The organism is Arthrobacter sp. 2MCAF14, from assembly GCF_052115645.1.
Lineage (GTDB): Bacteria > Actinomycetota > Actinomycetes > Actinomycetales > Micrococcaceae > Arthrobacter.
On the sequence record NZ_JBFRHB010000030.1, the window covers coordinates 44246 to 63715 of the forward strand.

Below are 19470 nucleotides of genomic sequence, written 5' to 3' on the forward strand. Positions count from 1 at the left end.
CGCCTCACAAGTTCGGCCAGGGAACCCTGCCGGCGTAGTCCCAGAGTGCTGTTTTGGACCCCCCAAACGGCACTTACTCAGCAATCGATGGAAGTTCAAAGCTGCACCGGAACCAACGACTCCGAGCGCACCGGCGTCGCCAGCCCCAGGTTCTCGCGGAGGGTCGAGCCGAGGTATTCCGTGGGGTACACGCCGCGTTCCTGCAGCTCGGGCACGAGATGGTTCACGATGTCGTCCAGGCCCGTCGGAATGAGCCAGGGCGAGATGTTGAAACCGTCCACGGCACCGACGTGGGCGTATTCAGCCAAGGTATCGGCCACGGCTGTGTAGGATCCCGTGAACGTCGCGTCCACCCTGGAAGTCCTGGAGCTCACGAACTGCCGGATGGACAAGTTCTTCTCCTTGGCTTCGGCACGCCACTGTTCGGCGAGCTGCCGGGCCTTGGCCCCGTGGAAACCGCTCCCCCGGGTTTCCGAGGTCTCCTCCACCACAGGATCGATCTCCGGAAGCGGACCATCGGGATCGTAGCCAGACAGCTCACGGCCCCAGAACTGTTCGAGATACGCGACCGCCTGCTGGGGCCCGATCTGCAGGCTGCGGACCCACTCCTTCTTCTCGCAAGCTTCCTCGTCAGTGGCGGCGAGAATGAACTCGCTGGCAGGCATGATCTGGACGTCGTTGGCGCCCCGTCCGGCTGCCAAGGAACGCGAGACGATATCAGCGCGGAACTCCACGGCGTCGTCGAACTTCGGGTGCGCCGAGAAGATGACGTCAGCTTGGCGGGCCGCGAAGTCGCGGCCTTCCGTGGAATCGCCAGCTTGGAATAGCACCGGCCTGTACTGGGCGCTGCGCGGGAGCCGGGGCGTGACGTCCACGGAATAGTGCTGCCCGGAGTGGTGCACACGCCGAGCATGGCCGGGCACCGCCCAGGACTCCGCGGAAACTGACGAGGAAACCGCTCCGTCCTCCCACGAATCCCAGATCTTCTTGGCCGTCTCCACGAAAGCCTCGGCATGGACGTATCGATCGGCGTGATCCAGGTAGCCGCCCCGCCGGAAGTTGGCCCCGGTCCAGGCATTGTCCGTGGTCACGACGTTCCAGGCCGCACGGCCGCCGGAAAGCAAGTCGAGGGAGGCGAGCCTGTGAGCGAGGTCGGCGGGATCGTTGTACGTCGTATTCTGCGTGGCAACGAGCCCGATGTTGGACGTCACCGACGCCAACGCGGCCAGCACGGTCTGCGCGTCCGGCCTGCCCGCGACGTCCAAGGCGTGTGGACGGCCGAGGTGTTCCCGCAGGCGCAGGCCCTCGCCCAGGAAGAAGGCTGCGAACAGCCCGCGCTCGGCGGCCTGGGCGACCCTTCGGAACGACTCAAAGTCGGTCTGCGAACCCGATTCAGGCGCTTTCCAGATGGTGCCGGAGTTCACGCCCTGGAAGAAGATCCCGAACTGGATCTTCCCGCTCGGCTGGAATTTAGCACGGTTGTGCTGTGTCATATTCTCTCCTCAGTTTTCCGCGCCAACGACGGCGGCACCCGCCGCCGCGCCCAAGCTCGAGTACCGGCTCAGCGGCCGTTCAAGACCCAGCAATTCCCGGAACGTCCCGCCGTGGGCAACAGGCTGGAGCGCCCCGCGGCGACGAAGCTCGGGCAGCACCAACTGCGCCAACTCCTCGAGTTCCACGTCCAACACAGCCGGATGCAGACGAACGCCGTCGGCCACCGCCAGCAACTCGGCAAGGAAATCGGCCAATTCCGCGGCCGTGCCGACGAAACGCGCCCGGGAACTGGACCAAGGAGTAAACGCGTCCAGTTCGGCGAGCCGCGCGGAGGCGCTTTGCCCACGCGAGTCAAGGACGACGTCGAGCTCCGCCACCACCGCCGGGCCGCCCGCAAGAGTCGGGCCGCCCCCAATAACGGTCCGGGCACGCACCTCCGCAACCTCTGCGGCAAGAAGCGAAGGCGTCGGAGCGGACACCAGCACCACATCGACGTCCGAAGGAAGCAAGCCAGCCTGCGCCACCACGGGCAACTGCCCCTGCAGCGGGCGCGGAATGATAGAGGGACCCTTCACGGAATACCCGGCCCCTGCGAAATCCGCCGGCGTCTCGAAGTCGATGTAGTGCAGTTTGTCGACGTCAAGGTACCGCCCGGTGGGGACGTCGCGGATCACGGCGTCGTCCTCCCAGGAATCCCAGAGCCGCCTGCTCACTTCCACCGACGCCGCGGCCTCTTGCGCCCGGGCGGCATCTTCAACGAAAGAGCGCCCGACGGCGGCAGCCTCCTCCGCGTAACCGCTCGCCGCGACGAGCCAACCGGCCCGTCCGCCGGAGACATAGTCGAGGCTCGCCAGTTGCGTGGAGATATGGAAGGGCTCGGTGTAGACGGTGTCGACTTCGGGGACCAGCACAATGGAACTCGTCACAGGCCCCGCGAAGGCGGCGCGCTGCAGGGCGTTAAGGCGGCCCCCAGCATCTCGCACGCGAGCGACTGAACTGGCCGCGGGCCCGTCGGCGAACGTCGCCACATGGAAGCCGGCCGACTCCGCCGCCAGCACCGTACTCCGGATCCGCGCACCGTTCAGCAACTCATCCGGGGCATGCCGGGCTTTGCGCCAGGCAGCCGGGTGGGCCCCGTCGCCGTCGAGCTCCAAGGCCAAGAATCCGGGCCGGCCCGGACGAGGATTGCGGCTCATTGCTGCTCCTGCCTTTCGTAAGGGATCTGTTCGCCGGCTTCGATCGCCACGGTCAGCCGGTTCTCGGCAGGTGGGAGTGGGCAGGTGGCAAGGTCGGTGTAGGCGCAGGGCAAGTTGACGGCACGGTTGAAATCGAGGACCGCGGAGCCGTCCGCAGCCGGGGTCACCGTGAGCGAGCGATTGGCCGCGTAGGTGGTCTTGCCCGAGGTCGCATCCGTGAACAGCACCGAGAGCGTGCCCGGCGCATGTCCGTTGAAGGCCGTCAGTACCTGGTCTTGGCCGGCGAGCGTGAAATGGAGCTCGCCGGGCGCCTCATAGACGTGCTGGATGCCTTCGACGGCGGCACCAACCGTCGTGGGACGAGGGGATTCGAACGGCACGAACGTACCGCTCACCGCGAACAGGGCATCCGGAGCATATGCCGGTGTGCCGCGGTATTCGTTGAGCAGCGGGTTCCCGGGATGCCGCGGCCGGACGATGTACTCGCCGCCGCGTTTGGCGAGTTCGACGACTGTGTCCCCCGCGTTGAGGTTGATGCCGTCGCGTTCAGCGATGGGACCGAAGGTGACGGTGGCCCCGGCGGCGTCAGGGTTGAGTTCCCTGCCATCCCGAAGCAGGCCTTCGCCCGCCCCCAAAACGACGGTGACGACGTCGTTCTCCACACTCCAGGTGCCAGGCACCCCATCCAAGGGAGCAGCTGCCGAACCAAGCCAGTGCAGGTGCGTGACGGCGAGGAATCCGTGCGGATCGGCCCGGTGGCGCTCGTGTGCGGCGTGCCATTCCTGCCAGGCGGCGGCGGTGGGGGTCTGCTCTTCGAACCGGGCGCGGGGGCCACGCCTGCCGGGTTCCCTGGCCGAGCTTGCGAGGTTAGGGAGCAGGTGGGGATGATTCCTCCTGTGGTTGGCATGGTCTGCGGTGACGGTTCCTGCGGCGTCAGGCGAGGCGGCTCCAGTGAATTCCGGACGACCGCCGTAGGGATCCGCTGGCTCCCAGAGGGTGGTGGGCGCGGCGGCGCGGACGGCCGGGATGACTTCGAGGGCGAACCGCTCCAGGATCTCTAGTTGCTGTTCGAGAGGAAGCGTGGTGGGCAAGGAAATGGATTGCAGATCGTGTCCGTAGAGCGAGTGGTAGCTCAGGATCTTGTCGATGACCTGTTCCGGGCTGCCCACCAGCGCAGGACCTTCAGCCACGGCGTGGTCGATGTCCCGGAACGGCGAATTGTTGCCCGGGACGTTGCGTCCAACCGTCAACGCCTCATAGACGGGCCCGAACTGGCGTTTTGCGTCCTGTGTAGTGTCCGCGATGAACACGCCGCCTGCCCCGGAACCCGAACCGAGGTACTGGTGCCGCGGATCGTGACCGTGGCGTTCGTATTCCTCGCGGTAATGGTCGATCAGGATCTTGTAGTTCTCGCGAGGCTGGATGGCGTTGGCGGTGAACAGCGGATCGCCCCACTGTGCGGCGAGCGCGGCCGAGGTGAGGGTTGTAGCTGAGCCGTGCCAAATCCGTGGCGAACCCGCAAACGGTCGCGGCGTCGTCGTCGTCGCTTCGGTCAATGAGGGCCTGAAACGGCCGGACCACATGACGTTATCCTCACGCCACAGCCGCCGCAACAAGCCATACTTCTCGGCGAGCAGCTCCCACTGGTCATCCAGGGAGAGGGGGAATTGCTGAAACATGCGGTACTGAAGCACCTCGTTGCCCTTGCCGATCACGAGTTCAAGGCGGCCCCGGCTCAACTGATCGATCGTGGCGTAGTCTTCGGCCACCCGCACGGGATCGAGTACGGACAACACGGTGACCCCCGTTTGGAGCCTGATGCGGCTGGTGACAGCGGCGATCGCGGCGAGGACCGTCGTCGGGGACGAAGAGATGAACTCACCGGCGTGCCGCTCCCCCACCGCGAAACTGTCAAAACCCAGCTCCTCGGCCCGGCGGGCAGTCTCCACCACCTGGTTGAGCCGCTCCGCCGTCGAGACGATTTCGCCGGTTACCGGGTTCTTCAGGTGCGGAATGATATCGAGTACCTGGAACTTCATTTCGCACTCCCGAAGTTTGCCTCGGTAACGGTCTTGGATTCCGGGAGTGCTTCCTCGCTCAGACCCCAGCGATCCAGGACCTTGCCGTAGGTACCGTCCTTGATGGCCGAATTCAGGGCATCCGTGATGGCCGGAGCCAGGCCGTTGCCTTTGAGGGTGGTAGCCGCGACGAGGGTCTCGGAGGGCCAACCGGCATTGACTTTGCCCACGACTTTGAGGTCGTTCCGGGTGTTTTCCCGATAGGACACTGACGGGTAGGGCGCGAGGTTCAAGTCTGTCCGGCCCGAGGAGAGCGCCAGGATGGTGTCGGCGTCGGAGGAGTAGTACTGCAGGGTTGCAGGCGCCTTGCCGCGGGATTCCAGGTCCTTGTTCCAGGCCAGGAGGATCTTCTCCTGGTTGGTCCCCGATCCCACCGAGACCTTCAGTCCGGAGATGTCGTCCGCGCCCTTGATGTTGTACGTCGACGACTTCTTGGCTTCGAAGCCCATGTATGCGGCGCGGTATGTGGAGAAGTCGAACAGTTTCACCCGGTCCTTGTTGATGCCCACGTTCGAGAACACGGCTTCGAAATCCCCCGACTGCGTCTTGAGCGGCCAGTTCTCCCAGGAGGTGACCTGGACGTCCAGGGCGAGGCCCAGCTTGTCGGCTACAAGTTGTGCGATGTCCACTTCGACGCCGATCGGGGTCTTGTCATCTGTGGCGTGGAAGGACAGCGGGATGGACCCGGCGGTGGTGGCAACCGTCAGTTTGCCGTCCTTGCCGATCGCAGCAGGAACGGCGGCTGCCGCGGCGGGGTCCTTCTGTGCTCGGATGCGGTTCTGCTCGGGCGAGGTGTTGTAGACGACGCCGTTGCGGGCAGCACTCGCGGACGGGCTGGTCCCAGCAGCGGACGCACCGGGGTCGGAGCAAGCGGCGAGCGCCGGGAGTACGACGGCGGGCAGCACCGCGAGCGCCAGAAGCCTGGTTTTGATGCTTGGCATTTAGGGATTCCTCAGATGTTGAAAGCTGGTTCGATGACTTTGGAGAAGAAGCTGCGTGTCCGGGGTTCGCGGGGATTCGCGAAGATCTCCCGGGGACTGCCTTGCTCCACGATCTGGCCTTGGTCCATGAAGACCACGGTGTCCGCCACGTCGCGGGCAAAGCCCATTTCGTGCGTGACGATGATCAACGTGGTGCCCGAGGTGGCGAGTTCGCGGATGACATCGAGGACCTCGTTGACGAGCTCCGGATCCAGCGCCGAAGTGGGTTCGTCGAAGAGCAGGATCTTGGGGTCAAGGGCCAGCGCCCGGGCGATGGCAACGCGCTGTTGCTGGCCGCCGGACAATTGCCGCGGATAGGCATCGGCCCGGTCCATGAGTCCCACGCGGTCCAGGAGTTCCAGCGCACGCTTGCGCGCTTCGGCCTTGTTCCGGCGGAGCGCGACGACGGGTGCTTCAGTCACGTTTTCCAGTGCGGTGAGGTGCGGGAACAGGTTGAAGTTCTGGAACACCATGCCGATGTCCGTGCGCTGTTTGAGGATGTCCTTTTCGCGCAGTTCGTGCAGCTTGTTTCCCCGGACCTGGTAGCCCACCAATTGGCCGTCGATGGTGATGTACCCGCCGTCCACCTTTTCCAAGTGGTTGATCGTCCGCAGGAGGGTGGATTTCCCGGAACCGGAGGGCCCCACGATCACCGCAACGCCGCCTGGCGGAACCGTCAGGGAAACATCCTTGAGGACTTCAGTGCCCCCAAAAGACTTGCGGACGTTGGTGATTTCCACGTGACCGCGGGTTGCAGCGGTACTCATCGGACTTCCTTTGCTCGGTCAGTGTTCACGGGGGCGTGGGTGGAAAAGAACTTCCTGGCCTTCTGCAGCGGAGTGAGCGGTAGGTTGCGGACGGCGCCCTTCGAGTAGTGCCGCTCGATGTAGTACTGGAAGACGCTCAGGACCGACGTAATCGCCACGTACCAGAGGGTGGCTACGAGGAGCAGCGGAAGGACCTGCTGGGTGCGGTTGTAGATAACCTGCACGGTGTAGAAGAGCTCGGAATAGGCCAGGACGTAGACGATCGACGTTCCCTTGACCAGGCCGATGATCTCATTGAAAGCGGTGGGCAAAATGGCCCGCATGGCCTGCGGCAACACGATCCTGGTGGAGCGTCGCCACGCCGGGATGCCCAGGGCCGCGGCTGCCTCGAGCTGGCCCTGATCCACCGAGAGGATGCCGCCGCGGATGATCTCCGCCGAGTATGCCGCCTGGTTGAGGGTCAGACCCAGCACGGCCGCCGCGAATTGGCTGATGAGCGTAGTGGTCTGGACTTCGAAGAAGCGGATATCCGTGAAGGGGATGCCCAAGCTGATTTTCTCGTAGAGGTAGCCCAGGTTGTACCAAAGCAGCATCTGGACCAACAACGGCGTTGAGCGGAAAATCCAGGAGAACGTCCAGGACACTGAGAGCAGCAGCGGGGAGGCCGAGAGCCTCATGAGCGCCAGGATGAAACCGAGGACAAAACCGAGCGCGCCGGAGATTGCCGTCAACTTGAGTGTCTCCACGAGGCCGTTCACCACGGATTGCGCGGTGAACCATTGCGCCACGACACCCCATTCCCAGCGCGGGTTGGTCGCGAGGGACCAGGCAACAGCGACGACGCCAAGCGCCACCAGCACGGTGCCTACCCAGCGCCATGGATGCCGGGCCGGTACCAGCTTGTAGCCGGAGTAGTCGGTTGGGGCACTGTGGGCTGCGGCACTCTGGGCTGCGGCACTCTGGGAAGCTTCCGCCGTCGGGCTTTCCGCGGCGGCGCTGTGTTCCAAAAAGGCGCCAGGTGCCGGTTCCGGTTCACATTGCTGTGCGGACTGCGCCACTTTGGTTGCTGCTGAACTCACGCGCCACCTCGCTTCGTATCGCTTGATTGATCGGATGGCTGCCAATCTAGGGGCGTCTTCGAAGCGGCTGCAAGGCGGATTTTTGCACTTCTTCATGGGGATTCATCGCGCTTCGCGCGGCTTCATATGGAGCCATATGAGTCCGTTCTTTGCGCTTGTTGACGCACCGTGACGCGCAGTGAACGGCCGTTACCGGCGCCTCGACCGAAGCACCGCCAGGTCCCTAGGCTCGGGTACCACCAGCCACCGCCAACAGGAGTTGCCATGCCGTCCTTCGCCCCCGCGATCGTGTTCATTGGCGGTGGTCCGCGCTCAGCCGGCATCCTCGAACGGCTCGCGGCCAACAAGCCCGGACTCTTCGACGGCCCACTCTCCATCCACGTCGTCGAGCCGTACGAACCCGGTTCCGGGAGGATCTGGCGCTATGACCAGAGCCCGGGACTCCTGCTCAACTCCACGGCAGCGGACGTCACGATGTTCACCGACAGTTCCGTGGCCTGCGACGGACCCGCAGTCGACGGACCGGGCCTCGCCGCGTGGGCAGCCGGCGTGTTGGACGGTTCCATCCGCGACGTCCCGCAGTTCGAGCCCCACCTCCTTGAGCAGCTTCGGGCGCTGACACCGGCCTCGTTTCCCAGCCGCCAGCTCCAGAGCAAGTACCTCGAGTGGTTCTTCCGCAGGGCCGTCGCGGCACTCGGCCCGGACGTTACGGTGACGGTCCACCGGGACATGGCCACCGCCGTCGAGCATCTTGTTTCGGAGCGCGGCGGTGCGAAGTACCGTGTGCGGCTCGCCTCCGGCGGGGTGCTTGAGGCGGACCTCGTGGTGTATTCGCTGGGGCACACGGATTCCCGAGCCGGGCCGGAATCAGCGCGGCTGGACGGATTTGCCGCGCGCCATGGCGGGTTCCACGCGGCGCCGTCGTACACCACCGACGTCGACTATTCGCCGATTGCCCCTGGACAGGACGTCCTGGTCTCGGGCATGGGTCTGGCATTCGTGGACCTTCTGGTGCTCTTGTTCGAGGGCCGCGGCGGTCGCTTCGAAGACAGGCCCGACGGCGGCCTGGACTATGTGCCGTCCGGCGCCGAACCGCGACTCTGGGCAGGCTCGCGCCGCGGAGTCCCCTACCACTCCAAGATCTTGTCGACCCTGCGCGGCGAGCCCGTCGGCGCACCCCGGTACTTCACCGCGGGCGCCGTGGAATCGCTGCTCGCAGCCCACGATGAGCTGGATTTCCGGACCCAGCTCTGGCCGCTCATCGCCAAGGACGCCGGCCACGCCTACTACCGCGAACTCTTCACCGGATATCCCGAGCGCGTCCGGGGAAGCTGGGACGAGTTTTCCGCGCGCTTCGAGGCCCTGGATTGGTACAGCCGCGCGCGCGAAGACCTCGTGGCCGCGGCCATCCCCGACCCGACCCTCCGGCTCGACCTCGAGACCCTGGACCAACCGTTCAGCGGCTGCGCTTTCGCGGACCATGCCGCGGTGCAGAGGTCCGTGGCGAACTACATCGAACGCGACCTCAAGCTCCGCACGAGCCCCGACCATTCGGAAACCCTCGCCTTGTTCACGGCACTGCTCCGCGTCTACATGGAACTCGGCCGGCTGGTCCCACAGGAGAGGCTCAATTCGCGCTCCCAACAAGCGGTGCACGGATGGTGGCACGGTTTCTTCAGCTTCGTGGATTCAGGCCCGCCGCCTCACCGATTGCGCGAAATCCTCGCACTGCATCGCGCCGGATTGCTGCAGTTCCTGGGCCCGGGCATGTGGGTGCGCCCGGACGAGGCCAGAGGCCGTTTCGTGGCCGGTTCCTTCCAATCGCCCGTGGTAGTGGACGCGGCGGCGTACATCGAAGCACGGCTGCCTTCGCCGTCGGTGGCGCGATCGGCCAACCCCGCACTGGCGGACCTGCACGACGCCGGTTGGGGCACCGAACAGTCGCTTCTCACCGCGGACGGCCCGCACTCCACCGGTAAGCTGTTGGTCTCGAGTTCGCACGAAGTCCTGGCTCCCGACGGCGGACGGCAGGCGGGGCTTTTCGCCGTCGGACCCTGGACCTCGGGTTGGGGCGCCGGTGCGTTCGCGCGGCCCGGAACCAACGCAGCACCGTTCCGCGAGAACGATGCCCTGGCCCGCCGCCTCCTGGCCGAACTCTCCGCCCGTCACCCAAGCACCAGCCACCCAACCAACTCACATTTGTTGTCGTTTTGACGCCCGATAACGACAACAACTGCGAGCTTGTTGGGGAAATTCACGAAAGGTAAGCCATGACAACAACGCCAACCCTGCCGCCGTCGGGCCTTTCCGTCCTGACACTGCCCATGCGCGATCCACGCGTCAAGCCTCTTCTGGACGAACTCGCCCTCGAATACACCACGCGCTATGGCGACCTCTTCGGCAGCGGTGGTGCGGCCGAAGAGCTCAACAGGTACCCGGCCGGCGAGTTTGCCGCACCCCACGGTGGCCTCCTCATCCTGCAGGAGAACGGCGAAACCGTGGCTGGCGGGGCATTCCGCCGCTACGACTCCCGGACGGCGGAGCTCAAGCGGATCTGGACGCATTCGGCCCACCGCCGTCGTGGGCTGGCCCGTGTTGTCCTCGCGGAACTCGAGGCCGAGGCGTCCCGGCGCGGCTACCGACGGATCTACCTCACCACCGGTCCGCGGCAGCCCGAAGCCAAGAACCTGTACCTGGCCACGGGCTACACCCCGTTGTTCGATGTTGACGCGGATCCGGAAGAGATCAAGCACTTGGCATTCACGAAGGACCTGGCGCCCATCGAGGCGTGAGGTCTCGGGCCTTTCGCGCGCGCAAAGGGCCGGGATCTCACCCCTCGATTGCTACCCCACGGCCTGGCGCGCCGCGGCTTCGATCCGGGCCCGGTGATCGGCCCATTCTTCGGGGCTTCGCTGTGACAAATTCAGGTCCCCGGGGCCTTTCCCTGCCGAGCCGTCGATGAGCTCACGAAGTATGTCGGCATGCCCCAAGTGCTGGGCTGTCTCGACGCACATGTGCACCAGGATTTGATGGAGCGTCACGTGTCGGCGTTCTTCCGGCCACCACGGCACTTCCCCGGGAGCGTCGAGTGGGAGCGACTCGATGGTTGCATCGCTGTGCTCGGCCGAGAACCGGTGCAGCTCGATGATCTCCTCCCTGCTCTGTTCCGGGGGAACCCACAGGTCCGCGTCGGCTTCGGCATCGTCCGCGAGCCACGGCAAGTCCCGGCCGCTGGGCCGACCGAAGACCTCCCCGAAGTACCCCAGCTCCACACTGGCCACATGTTTGACGAGGCCCAGGAGGTTGGTGCCGGTGGGGGTCATGGGCCGGCGGACGTCGTACTCGTCGAGTCCGTCAAGCTTGGCGAGGAGCTCGCCGCGACGGGCACGCAGATATTTGAGCAGAACCGCTTTGTCATCCATCCGGGCACTATACCGTTGCCGTCGCGAGTGTGTACCGTCTGTGCATGGCAAAACTGATCTACGCAGGGATCATGTCCCTGGACGGCTACACCGCCGATGTCGACGGAAAGTTCGATTGGAGCATGCCGGACGAAGAAGTGCACGCCTTCGTCAACGACCTTGAGCGGCCCATCGGTACATACCTCTACGGCAGGCGGATGTACGAGGTCATGTCCGCATGGGAGGACATGTCCCTTTCCGAGGAGCCACCGGTCATGCGGGACTACGCGGAGATCTGGCGTGCCGCGGACAAGATCGTGTATTCCACAAGTTTGGAAAGTCCGTCCACCGCAAAGACACGCCTTGAGCGGGAGTTCGACGCCGGAGCCATCCGAGCGCTGAAAGATTCGTCAGAGCAGGACATGTCCATTGGTGGCACGGTTCTCGCCGCCCAAGCCATCAAGGCCGGCCTGGTGGACGAGTTCTGTCTCTTCCTCACGCCGGTGGTCGTCGGAGGCGGCAAACAATTCCTCCCCGACGGCGTGGGCCTGACCCTTGAGCTGTTGGACGAACGTCGCTTTGGCAACGGCGTCGTCTACCTCCGGTATGCCAAGCGAGCATAGGAAATACGGCAAGATTTATTTCGGCCAAACTGCGGCCCTGCACCACTAGGCTATGCGCATGGCCACGAAAACCACAGCTGAAAAGATCGCTACGATCCAGCAGGGATACAGCCTCGATGGCGCCACGATCGAACTGGGTGCCGCCATCGTCGACGGCGAAGTCCACAAAGAAGCACAAGTCCGGTTGCCACTGTCCATGATGAACCGGCACGGCCTGGTGGCAGGCGCCACGGGCACCGGCAAGACCGTCACCCTGCACATGATGGCAGAACAGCTGTCCACTGGCGGAGTGCCCGTCTTCCTGGCGGACATCAAGGGTGACCTTTCGGGACTCGCCACCGCGGCGACGGCCAGCGAGAAACTCACCGCCCGCACCGCGAGCCTCGGCCAAGAGTGGTCCGGCAAGGCTTTCCGGTCGAGTTCCTTTCATTGGGCGGGGATGGCAACGGCGTTCCCGTCCGGGCGACCATCACCTCGTTCGGCCCCATCCTGCTCTCGCGCATCATGGAACTCAAAGACACCCAGGAATCCAGCCTGCAGCTGATCTTCCACTTCGCCGATCAGAAAAAGCTGGAACTGATCGACCTCAAAGACCTACGGGCTGTCATCCAGTTCCTGACCTCCGATGAGGGCAAGGCGGAACTCGAAGACCTCGGCGGACTCTCCAAGGCCACGGCCGGCGTCATCCTGCGCGAACTCGTCAATCTCGAGGCCCAAGGCATGGAGAAGTTCTTTGGCGAGCCCGAATTCGATACCGCGGAACTTCTCCGCACAGCCCCGGACGGCCGCGGCGTGATCAGTTGCCTCGAACTTCCGACGCTCCAGACCAAACCCGTCCTGTTCTCGACGTTCCTGATGTGGTTGCTTGCGGACCTTTTCGAAGACTTGCCCGAAGCGGGAGACCTGGACAAGCCCAAGCTGGTGTTCTTCCTCGACGAGGCCCATCTGCTCTTCACGGACGCATCCAAGGCCTTCCTCGAAGCCATCACCACCACGGTGAGGCTCATCCGGTCCAAGGGGATCGGGATCTTCTTCGTCACCCAGACGCCCAAGGATGTTCCTTCCGCCGTCCTCGGCCAGCTTGCCAACCGGGTCCAGCATGCCCTGCGCGCGTTCACCCCCGAAGATGCCAAAGCCCTCAAGGCCACCGTTTCCACGTTCCCGGTGAGCGACTACGATCTTGAGGAAACACTCACCTCCGCGGGTATCGGCGAAGCGGTCATCACCGTCATGAACGAAAAGGGCGCGCCCACACCCGTGGCGCTGACGAAGCTGCGTGCCCCGGAATCCGTGATGGGACCCAGCACGGACGAGCTGATCGGCAGTACCATCGCGGCTTCCCTGCTGCTGCCGAAATACGGCACGGCGGTGGACAACATTTCGGCCTACGAGAAACTCAGCGGCAAAGCCACCGCACCCGCCACGGGAGAGGCCGCGCCAGGCGAGCCTCCGGTACCTGCCTCCCTTGACCACAATGCCGTGGATGCTGAAGCCCGCAGGATCGAGGAAGAGATCCTTGGCCGTCCCAGCAGCCGCCCCCTGCCAGGCTCCACCCCCGAAGAGTGGCCCCCCGCACCGGCCCATGCCCCGGCCCCGGCTCCGCAGCAAGACGGCGGCGGAATGATGGGCGATCTCGCAGGCGTCCTGGGTGGTGCGCTCGGCGGGGGAATGAAGAGCATGGCACGGTCCCTTGGTACGCAGCTCGGCCGGGAACTACTCCGCGGAGTGTTCGGAACCTCATCGCGACGGCGCCGCTAAAACGCAGCTGCCGCCCGCCGTCGGGCCCTTTCCCAAAAGCATGCTCAGTCGTCACGTGAGGAGAGGATGCCGGGGTATTGCTGAACCGGCGGGTAACGTAAAGGGCGTGCAGTTGAGTCAAGCGTTGGTCAAGACCGCGGCCGGGTGGCTACTCGGCCTGATGCTTGCTGTGGCCGCCGCGATCGTTTCGATCAACCTGGTGAGCAACTCCATAGCCAGCCCGCAGCAGCAGGTTCGAGATTACCTCTCGGCCCTCCAGAAGGGGCATGGCGGGGAAGCCCTCGGGCTCCTGCACGCGTCCGTGCCCAACGCCAATGCCGCCATGCTGGACGGTACCGCCCTGCAGACGGCGGCGTCGAAGATCACCGATATCAAGCTCGGCAACGCCGAATCCCGAGGCGGCAACCGGGTGACGGTTCCTTTGGACTACCAGATCGACGGCAAGGCGCTGCACTCGGACTTCCTGCTTGAACGGACGGGCACCGAGTGGCTGTTCTTCGGGAAGTGGTCCTTCGTGCCGTCATCCTTGCCGACCATCGAGGTCACCGTGGTGAACGCCAACGAGGCGACGCTGAACGGCGTCCCGGTGAACTTGCCCAATGGCCGCAACAGTTTTGCCGTGTTTTACCCGGGCCAGTACGAAGCCAGCCTCGCCGGCAAATACTTCTCGGCGCCGACTACCAGCACCTCGGTGACCACGGGTGCCCTGCCCCAGGCACCCCTCAACCTTCTGACCAAGCCCACCGACGCCATGATCAAAGTGGTGAGCGACAAGGTCAAGGAATTCCTGGACACCTGCGCCGCTGTCGCCACCAAGCAGCAAAAGCTCCAGCCCGACTGCCCGTTCTACCACGTGACCAATAGCCGGGTGGTGGACGGCACCATCAAATGGCAGATCACGGAATATCCCAAGGTCAGCATCGACCCCTTTAACGGCCAGTGGGTCGTGGCGCCCCTCAACGGCAAAGCCAAGGTAACAGCCCGCGAAATCGATCTCTTCAGCGGGCAAGTGGGAGACCTCAGCGCGGTTCACGACTTCAGCTTCACCACCCGGCTGGACATAGGCGCGGACACCATCACGGTGACGCCGCTGGTGAGCTTCTAGCTTCGACGGCGGCCCGCAGCCCCTGCCTAGTCCATCCCGCGCAGGTCAAGCACCAGTTCGGAGTCGCCGTCGGCCTGCAGGACAACGGGGATGCCCCAGTCTTGCTGGTAGAGGTGGCAGGCGGCGTGATCGGGGATTTCGCCGTCCTCGGTCTCCGGGCCATCGCACGCAGCCGCGCGGGCCGTGATGTGAAGGATCCCCTCAGGCACGTCCGCGGACAGCTCGAGGGTCCGCAGCAGCCCCACGGACGTGCCACCACCGGAAAGCAGCAGCTCGGGCGGGGTCGACGAAATCTTCAGCTGCGTCGGGTCCCCCCAGCGGTGGTCGAGCTTCTGCCCGGTCGGGGCCGTGAAGCGAACGGTGAGCCCCAGGTTCCCCGGCGCCACGGGACTCTTAGGCCGCTGCGTCTGGGATGCGCCCTCGTCCACCTGCTGGGCTTCCTTGGGGATCGGGACCAGGACCAGTTGGTGCTTGTTGGATTCGACCACCACGAGGAGCGGCTCACCGCCTTCCGGGTAGACCACGACGACGTCGCTCGGCTCGGCGAGTCCCCGCGCCAAGGTGGACACTGCCTTCGTCGCGGGGTCGTAGCGCCGCACGGCACCGTTGTAGGTGTCCGCGATGGCGACGGAGCCATCTGGGAGCACGGTGACACCCAAGGGGTGCTGCAGGCGGGCCGCGATGGCCTCGCCGTCCCGGAAACCGAAATCGAACAGGCCCTTGCCTACGGCGGACTCAACGGTCACGCCGGTTTCGCCAAGGACCAGGCGGCGCAGTGCCGAGGTCTCGGAGTCGGCCACCCAGATGTTGTCGTCCGCATCCACGGCCAGGCCGGAAGGTTGGGCGAACCAGGCTTCCTCGGCGGGTCCGTCAAGCAAACCCTCAAGGCCCGAGCCGGCCAGGATGGATACCTCGCCGCTGAGAGGCTCAAAGGCAAAGATCTGGTGTGTGCCGGCCATCGCGACGACGACGCGCTGCAGCTTCTCGCTCCACACCACGTCCCACGGCGAGGACAGGGAGACCCCGGTCCCGACACCCAGTACCCCGACGTCGAGGGCGTCGGCCGCGAAGTCAGCCGGACCGGCGTCGTGGTGTTCAGCCCAAACACCGGCACCGCTTTCCGTCACCCGGGCAGGGCCGGCGTCGAGCAAGCGCTGAACGCCGTTGCCGGCGACTGTCTGCACATAACCCGAGCTGAGCGTGACGCCGCGGAGGCGGTGGTTCACGGTGTCGGCGACCACCGCTTCGTAGCCAAGTTTCCAGGCGAGCTCCGCCGGGAGCACCGCCACGCCCTGCGGCTCGTTGAACTGGGCAATTTCCGCCGCGCCATCCAGGTAGCCCTTGGTTCCGGAACCGATGACGCGTTCCACGGTCTCAAGGTCGGGACGAAGTTCCACCAAACGGTGGTGGCCGGAATCGACGACCAGGTAGTTGCCGTTGTCCAGCTGGGTCGCCTTGCCGGGGAAGCGCAGGGTGCCCGACGTCGGGACGGGAGCCACGTAGGGGCCGTCACCGCGGTGGAGGGTCCCCTTGGCTTCGTGCTCGGCCACCAGCTCCTCAAGGAGCACCGCGAGGCCGTCTGCGTGGCCCTCACCGGAAAGGTGCGCCACGATGTAGCCCTCGGGATCAACAACCACCAGCGTCGGCCAGGCGCGGGCCGTGTAGGCCTTCCACGTGGCGAGCTCGGGGTCGTCCAGGACGGGGTGGTGGATTTCGTAGCGCTCCACGGCGGATGCGAGGGCCACGGGATCGGCTTCGTGCTCGAACTTGGGAGAGTGCACGCCGACCGTCACCAGGACGTCGGAGTATTTTTCCTCGAGCGGGCGGAGCTCATCCAGGACATGCAGGCAGTTGATGCAGCAGAACGTCCAGAAGTCGAGCAGCACGATCTTGCCGCGCAGGGCTTCCAGGTCCAGGGACTTGCCACCGGTGTTGAGCCAGCCACGGCCCACCAGTTCAGAGGCGCGGACACGCAGTTGGGTGCGTACGGATTCGCTCATCAGCGTCCTTCCAGGTTGGTCTTGCTTTCGGGCTGCTTGAAGTCCCGCTCAGTCAGTTTCGCATCGCGGTCTGCAAGCCGCGCAAACATATCGTTGTAAGCATTCAGGTCGGCGTCGTTATTCCTGTCGGCCGCCCGGTCCGTGCGTTTGGTCTCGCGCGCGTCCGAACGCGACCACATGACCGCGACGCCGATCGCCACCAGCAAGGTGGGAACTTCGCCGATTCCCCAGGCCACAGCGCCGCCTGTCTGCTGGTCCAGCAAAGCCGATTGCCCCCAGGTCCGGCCGAGGTTGCCGAAGTAATCGGCAGCGAGCAGCCCGGTGCCTCCCATGATGGACACTCCGAAGAATGCGTGGAAGCCCATCGTGGCGAGCAAGAGAAGCAACCGCATAGGGTAGGGCGCCCGACGCGGCAGTGGGTCCGTGCCGATCATGGTGAGGACAAAGATGTAGCCGGTCAGCAAGAAATGCAGGTTCATCAGCTCATGGCCGACGTGCTCACGCATTGCCCAGCCGAAAGCGTCCGAGAAGTAGAACAGGACGATCGAACCGGCAAAGTTCGCGGCGGCAAACAGCGGGTGGGTCACCACCTGGGAGAACTTCGAATGCACAAACACCAGGAGCCACTCACGAAGCCCACGGGAGCCGTCCCCGCGCGATCCCTCGCCGCGCGATGGCAGGGCACGCAATGCCAAGGTCACCGGCGAACCCAGGACCAGGAACAGCGGCGCGACCATCGTCAACGCCATGTGGTCCACCATGTGGGCGGAGAACAGTATGCGGCCGTAGACCGACGGCGGCCCCGACGTGATGTAGGTCAGGACCACCAAGCCGATCATCCAGTTCACGGCACGGAACCAGGACCAGGAATCACCGCGTCGCCGGACCTTGACCACGCCAAGGATGTAGCTCGCCGCGCCGAAGAGGGCCACAGCCACCCAAAGCCAGTCGAGGCGCCACTCGGTCAACCAGCGCGCGGGCGTCAATTCGGGCGGCAGCTCGTAACCGGACAGGATAAAGGCCGGCGAGGCGTCGGGTGCGTAGGTGGTGGGCAGCGGCGGTGCCGAGCTGGCCAGCGCGACGGCGAGTCCCGACGTCGCGCCCATCACCAGAAGTTCAACCAACACAAGCTGCCACAGCACGCGACGCGTGGTCATGGACTTGCGGCCCAGCTGCGGGATCACCCACTGGCGGTGCATGAACCCGATACCGCCGAGGACAATCGTGGCCAGCGCCTTCGCCAGGATGATCTGCCCATAGGGGGTGCCGACCAAGGCCGAAAAGCTGGTGACGCGAATGCTCGCGTTGACGACGCCCGACGCGAAGACGAGCACGAAGGCAAAGCCGGCCAACGCGGAGAACCGGCGGAGGGTCTGTTCCGTAATGTCCTTGGTGCCTGTTGCATTGGAACCCCGCAGGAGGCTCGAGAGGACCGCAAGCATGATGATGCCGCCCACCCAGGTGGACACGCCCACCAAGTGAAGGCCAAGCGAGTTGATAGCGCCTTCGTGGTCGCTGGAACTCGCGGAGTGACCGATCAGTGCGCTCGGGATCAGTCCGCCAAGAGCCAGGACAAGCGTCAGCGCGAGTCCCGCCAACGAACGGACGCCGAACAGCGCCGTCGTGACAATCGCAGCGATGATCGTCACGGCGAGCCACGCCTGGCCCGTCTGGATGTCCGTCATGAAGTAGACGAGCGAAGCAGTGAACTGCGCGTCCCCGGAGAGGCTCTGCCCAGCCACGTCCGCGTACGTCAGCACCAGGACCGCGACGGCGGAGAGCGTCCAAGCGGCGCCTGCTGCTGCCGCTACGGCCAAAGCGCGGGTGAACGCGGGGTGTTCAGGGGCATCGTCGCCCTTGGATCGGGACGTGTGTTTGGGAAGGATAACGACGGCGAAGATCAGCCCGCCGATCACGGTCGCCAAGGACACGTTATGGATGGCTTTGGCGACGGGCAGCCCCCAGCGGACCAAGGCGCCTGGATCAGAGACCTGCCGCGCGGCCGAGGCGCCGGAGAAGATCAGAGCACCCGAGAGAGCCAGGAAGAGCGCAGCGAAGCCCGCCAGTTGCCACGGCAAGGAGATCCCTTCCACGGCAGCACCTGCCGTGGTTCCCGGCTTGGAAGCGGGCGAAGGAGCAGTGGCGGGAGTTTTGGCTGATGGCACCTATCCATTGTCCGCTAACGTCGGCGGCGCGGCGAATCGAGCGGATTAAAGCAGAAAGGCGGCAACCCGCAGGTTGCCGCCTTCCGAGGCGTTCGCCGAAGTGTCTTACTTCTTGGCGACAGCTGCCTTCAGCTTGGAGCCGGCGGTCAGCTTGACGCTGTGGCCAGCGGCGATCTGGATGGTCTCGCCGGTCTGCGGGTTGCGGCCCGTGCGGGCTGCGCGGTCGGTGCGCTCGATGGCAAGCCAGCCCGGAATGGTGATCTTCTCGCCAGCGGCGACGGAAGTCTCGAAAACTTCGAACAGGGCATCGAGCACGGAGTTGACTGCAGCCTGGCTGGTGCCAGCCTTGCCAGCTACCTCGGAAACCAGTTCGCTACGGTTCTTAGCCATTTGTGTCCTCCTGGACTTTACGATTTTGGAGCTCACACACGGCATGCGTGCGAGCCACTGTTCGAAAACTTACCAGCTTGGGACGACGCGGCCAGCAAATTCCGCGTGTTTCCGCGCTTTTTTGACCAAATTCACCCTATTTCGGGCGCTTTTGGGGGTCAATTCCGCCGCGGGCGAACTCCCCGACCCCGGATGCTAACTCACATATAGGGGGTCCCGGCCGGACGCTCGCTCACAAATAAGGGGTCCTGGCCGGACGCTCGCTCACATATGCCGGGTGCCGGCGGTTACGTCCCGCTGAGTGGTGGAGTTTTCTCGACACCGTGCAGGTCAGTTATTTGATTATGCTGCCGTGAGTTCGGGAAGCAAAATCGCCTCCGCGATCGGCGTGGCGGGGGTCGTGTTCATGGCCTTGAGTTCGGTCATGGAGGCCT

14 protein-coding genes and 2 pseudogenes are annotated in these 19470 nt (G+C 64.9%); 5 read left to right on the plus strand and 11 right to left on the minus strand.

Annotation, left to right across the window (positions count from 1 at the left end):
* Positions 1-95: 95 nt before the first annotated feature.
* The 7 genes and pseudogenes from AB4074_RS18480 to AB4074_RS18510 all read right to left on the minus strand — a co-directional run bounded on the left by AB4074_RS18480 (position 96) and on the right by AB4074_RS18510 (position 7594).
* Positions 96-1493: an NtaA/DmoA family FMN-dependent monooxygenase gene (locus tag AB4074_RS18480; RefSeq protein ID WP_441414690.1), complete on the minus strand. Its 1398-nt coding sequence runs from the start codon at positions 1491-1493 to the stop codon at positions 96-98.
* Positions 1494-1502: 9 nt separating this feature from the next.
* Positions 1503-2690 carry an LLM class flavin-dependent oxidoreductase gene (locus AB4074_RS18485; protein ID WP_441414691.1) on the minus strand — a complete coding sequence of 396 codons (1188 nt, stop codon included), beginning with the start codon at positions 2688-2690 and terminating at the stop codon, positions 1503-1505.
* Positions 2687-3568 carry a DUF1684 domain-containing protein gene (locus tag AB4074_RS18490; protein WP_441414702.1) on the minus strand — a complete coding sequence of 294 codons (882 nt, stop codon included), beginning with the start codon at positions 3566-3568 and terminating at the stop codon, positions 2687-2689. Before AB4074_RS18490 ends, AB4074_RS18485 begins: the two co-directional genes overlap by 4 nt.
* Positions 3566-4729, minus strand: a pseudogene (locus AB4074_RS18495) (LLM class flavin-dependent oxidoreductase); the annotation flags it as partial. The gene AB4074_RS18490 and the pseudogene AB4074_RS18495, both read right to left, overlap by 3 nt.
* The gene (locus tag AB4074_RS18500) at positions 4726-5709 is read right to left on the minus strand and encodes an ABC transporter substrate-binding protein (protein WP_441414692.1); all 984 of its coding nucleotides are present in this window, start codon (positions 5707-5709) and stop codon (positions 4726-4728) included. The gene AB4074_RS18500 and the pseudogene AB4074_RS18495, both read right to left, overlap by 4 nt.
* A gap of 11 nt (positions 5710-5720) precedes the next feature.
* Positions 5721-6515 carry an amino acid ABC transporter ATP-binding protein gene (locus AB4074_RS18505; RefSeq protein ID WP_441414693.1) on the minus strand — a complete coding sequence of 265 codons (795 nt, stop codon included), beginning with the start codon at positions 6513-6515 and terminating at the stop codon, positions 5721-5723.
* Positions 6512-7594, minus strand: a complete 1083-nt coding sequence (locus AB4074_RS18510) for an amino acid ABC transporter permease (RefSeq protein ID WP_441414694.1) — start codon at positions 7592-7594, stop codon at positions 6512-6514. Before AB4074_RS18510 ends, AB4074_RS18505 begins: the two co-directional genes overlap by 4 nt.
* Positions 7595-7858: 264 nt before the next feature.
* Here AB4074_RS18510 and AB4074_RS18515 point away from each other — a divergent pair, with 264 nt between their 5' ends.
* Entirely contained in the window at positions 7859-9808 is a 1950-nt protein-coding gene (locus tag AB4074_RS18515) for an FAD/NAD(P)-binding protein (RefSeq protein ID WP_441414695.1), read from the plus strand.
* Positions 9809-9864: 56 nt separating this feature from the next.
* A complete protein-coding gene (locus tag AB4074_RS18520) occupies positions 9865-10386 on the plus strand; it encodes a GNAT family N-acetyltransferase (RefSeq protein WP_441414696.1) in 522 nt (173 codons plus the stop codon).
* Positions 10387-10437: 51 nt separating this feature from the next.
* Here the strand turns inward: AB4074_RS18520 and AB4074_RS18525 are convergent, their stop codons facing one another.
* Positions 10438-11016 carry a DinB family protein gene (locus AB4074_RS18525; protein ID WP_441414697.1) on the minus strand — a complete coding sequence of 193 codons (579 nt, stop codon included), beginning with the start codon at positions 11014-11016 and terminating at the stop codon, positions 10438-10440.
* A gap of 44 nt (positions 11017-11060) precedes the next feature.
* Between AB4074_RS18525 and AB4074_RS18530 the strand changes: the two genes are divergently transcribed.
* The 3 genes and pseudogenes from AB4074_RS18530 to AB4074_RS18540 all read left to right on the plus strand — a co-directional run bounded on the left by AB4074_RS18530 (position 11061) and on the right by AB4074_RS18540 (position 14481).
* Positions 11061-11618: a dihydrofolate reductase family protein gene (locus AB4074_RS18530; protein ID WP_441414698.1), complete on the plus strand. Its 558-nt coding sequence runs from the start codon at positions 11061-11063 to the stop codon at positions 11616-11618.
* A gap of 58 nt (positions 11619-11676) precedes the next feature.
* Positions 11677-13376, plus strand: a pseudogene (locus tag AB4074_RS18535) (helicase HerA-like domain-containing protein).
* Between the two features lie 112 nt (positions 13377-13488).
* A complete protein-coding gene (locus tag AB4074_RS18540; RefSeq protein ID WP_441414703.1) occupies positions 13489-14481 on the plus strand; it encodes a hypothetical protein in 993 nt (330 codons plus the stop codon).
* A gap of 26 nt (positions 14482-14507) precedes the next feature.
* On the opposite strand, the gene AB4074_RS18545 is transcribed toward AB4074_RS18540, so the two are convergent.
* The 3 genes from AB4074_RS18545 to AB4074_RS18555 all read right to left on the minus strand — a co-directional run bounded on the left by AB4074_RS18545 (position 14508) and on the right by AB4074_RS18555 (position 19036).
* The gene (locus AB4074_RS18545) at positions 14508-16481 is read right to left on the minus strand and encodes an NHL domain-containing thioredoxin family protein (RefSeq protein ID WP_441414699.1); all 1974 of its coding nucleotides are present in this window, start codon (positions 16479-16481) and stop codon (positions 14508-14510) included.
* Positions 16481-18646, minus strand: a complete 2166-nt coding sequence (locus tag AB4074_RS18550; RefSeq protein WP_441414700.1) for a cytochrome c oxidase assembly protein — start codon at positions 18644-18646, stop codon at positions 16481-16483. The genes AB4074_RS18545 and AB4074_RS18550 overlap by 1 nt, the downstream gene beginning before the upstream one ends.
* Before the next feature lie 105 nt (positions 18647-18751).
* Positions 18752-19036 (minus strand): HU family DNA-binding protein, encoded by a 285-nt coding sequence (locus AB4074_RS18555; RefSeq protein WP_184739845.1) that lies wholly within the window; start codon positions 19034-19036, stop codon positions 18752-18754.
* Between the last annotated feature and the right edge of the window lie 434 nt (positions 19037-19470).

Excerpts from the sequence above, each read along its gene's own strand:
- AB4074_RS18480 (WP_441414690.1), bottom strand. The coding sequence starts at position 1,493 with ATGACACAGCACAACCGTGCTAAATTCCAGCCGAGCGGGAAGATCCAG.
- AB4074_RS18485 (WP_441414691.1), bottom strand. The coding sequence starts at position 2,690 with ATGAGCCGCAATCCTCGTCCGGGCCGGCCCGGATTCTTGGCCTTGGAG.
- AB4074_RS18500 (WP_441414692.1), bottom strand. The coding sequence starts at position 5,709 with ATGCCAAGCATCAAAACCAGGCTTCTGGCGCTCGCGGTGCTGCCCGCC.
- AB4074_RS18505 (WP_441414693.1), bottom strand. The coding sequence starts at position 6,515 with ATGAGTACCGCTGCAACCCGCGGTCACGTGGAAATCACCAACGTCCGC.
- AB4074_RS18515 (WP_441414695.1), top strand. The coding sequence starts at position 7,859 with ATGCCGTCCTTCGCCCCCGCGATCGTGTTCATTGGCGGTGGTCCGCGC.
- AB4074_RS18520 (WP_441414696.1), top strand. The coding sequence starts at position 9,865 with ATGACAACAACGCCAACCCTGCCGCCGTCGGGCCTTTCCGTCCTGACA.
- AB4074_RS18525 (WP_441414697.1), bottom strand. The coding sequence starts at position 11,016 with ATGGATGACAAAGCGGTTCTGCTCAAATATCTGCGTGCCCGTCGCGGC.
- AB4074_RS18530 (WP_441414698.1), top strand. The coding sequence starts at position 11,061 with ATGGCAAAACTGATCTACGCAGGGATCATGTCCCTGGACGGCTACACC.
- AB4074_RS18545 (WP_441414699.1), bottom strand. The coding sequence starts at position 16,481 with ATGAGCGAATCCGTACGCACCCAACTGCGTGTCCGCGCCTCTGAACTG.
- AB4074_RS18555 (WP_184739845.1), bottom strand. The coding sequence starts at position 19,036 with ATGGCTAAGAACCGTAGCGAACTGGTTTCCGAGGTAGCTGGCAAGGCT.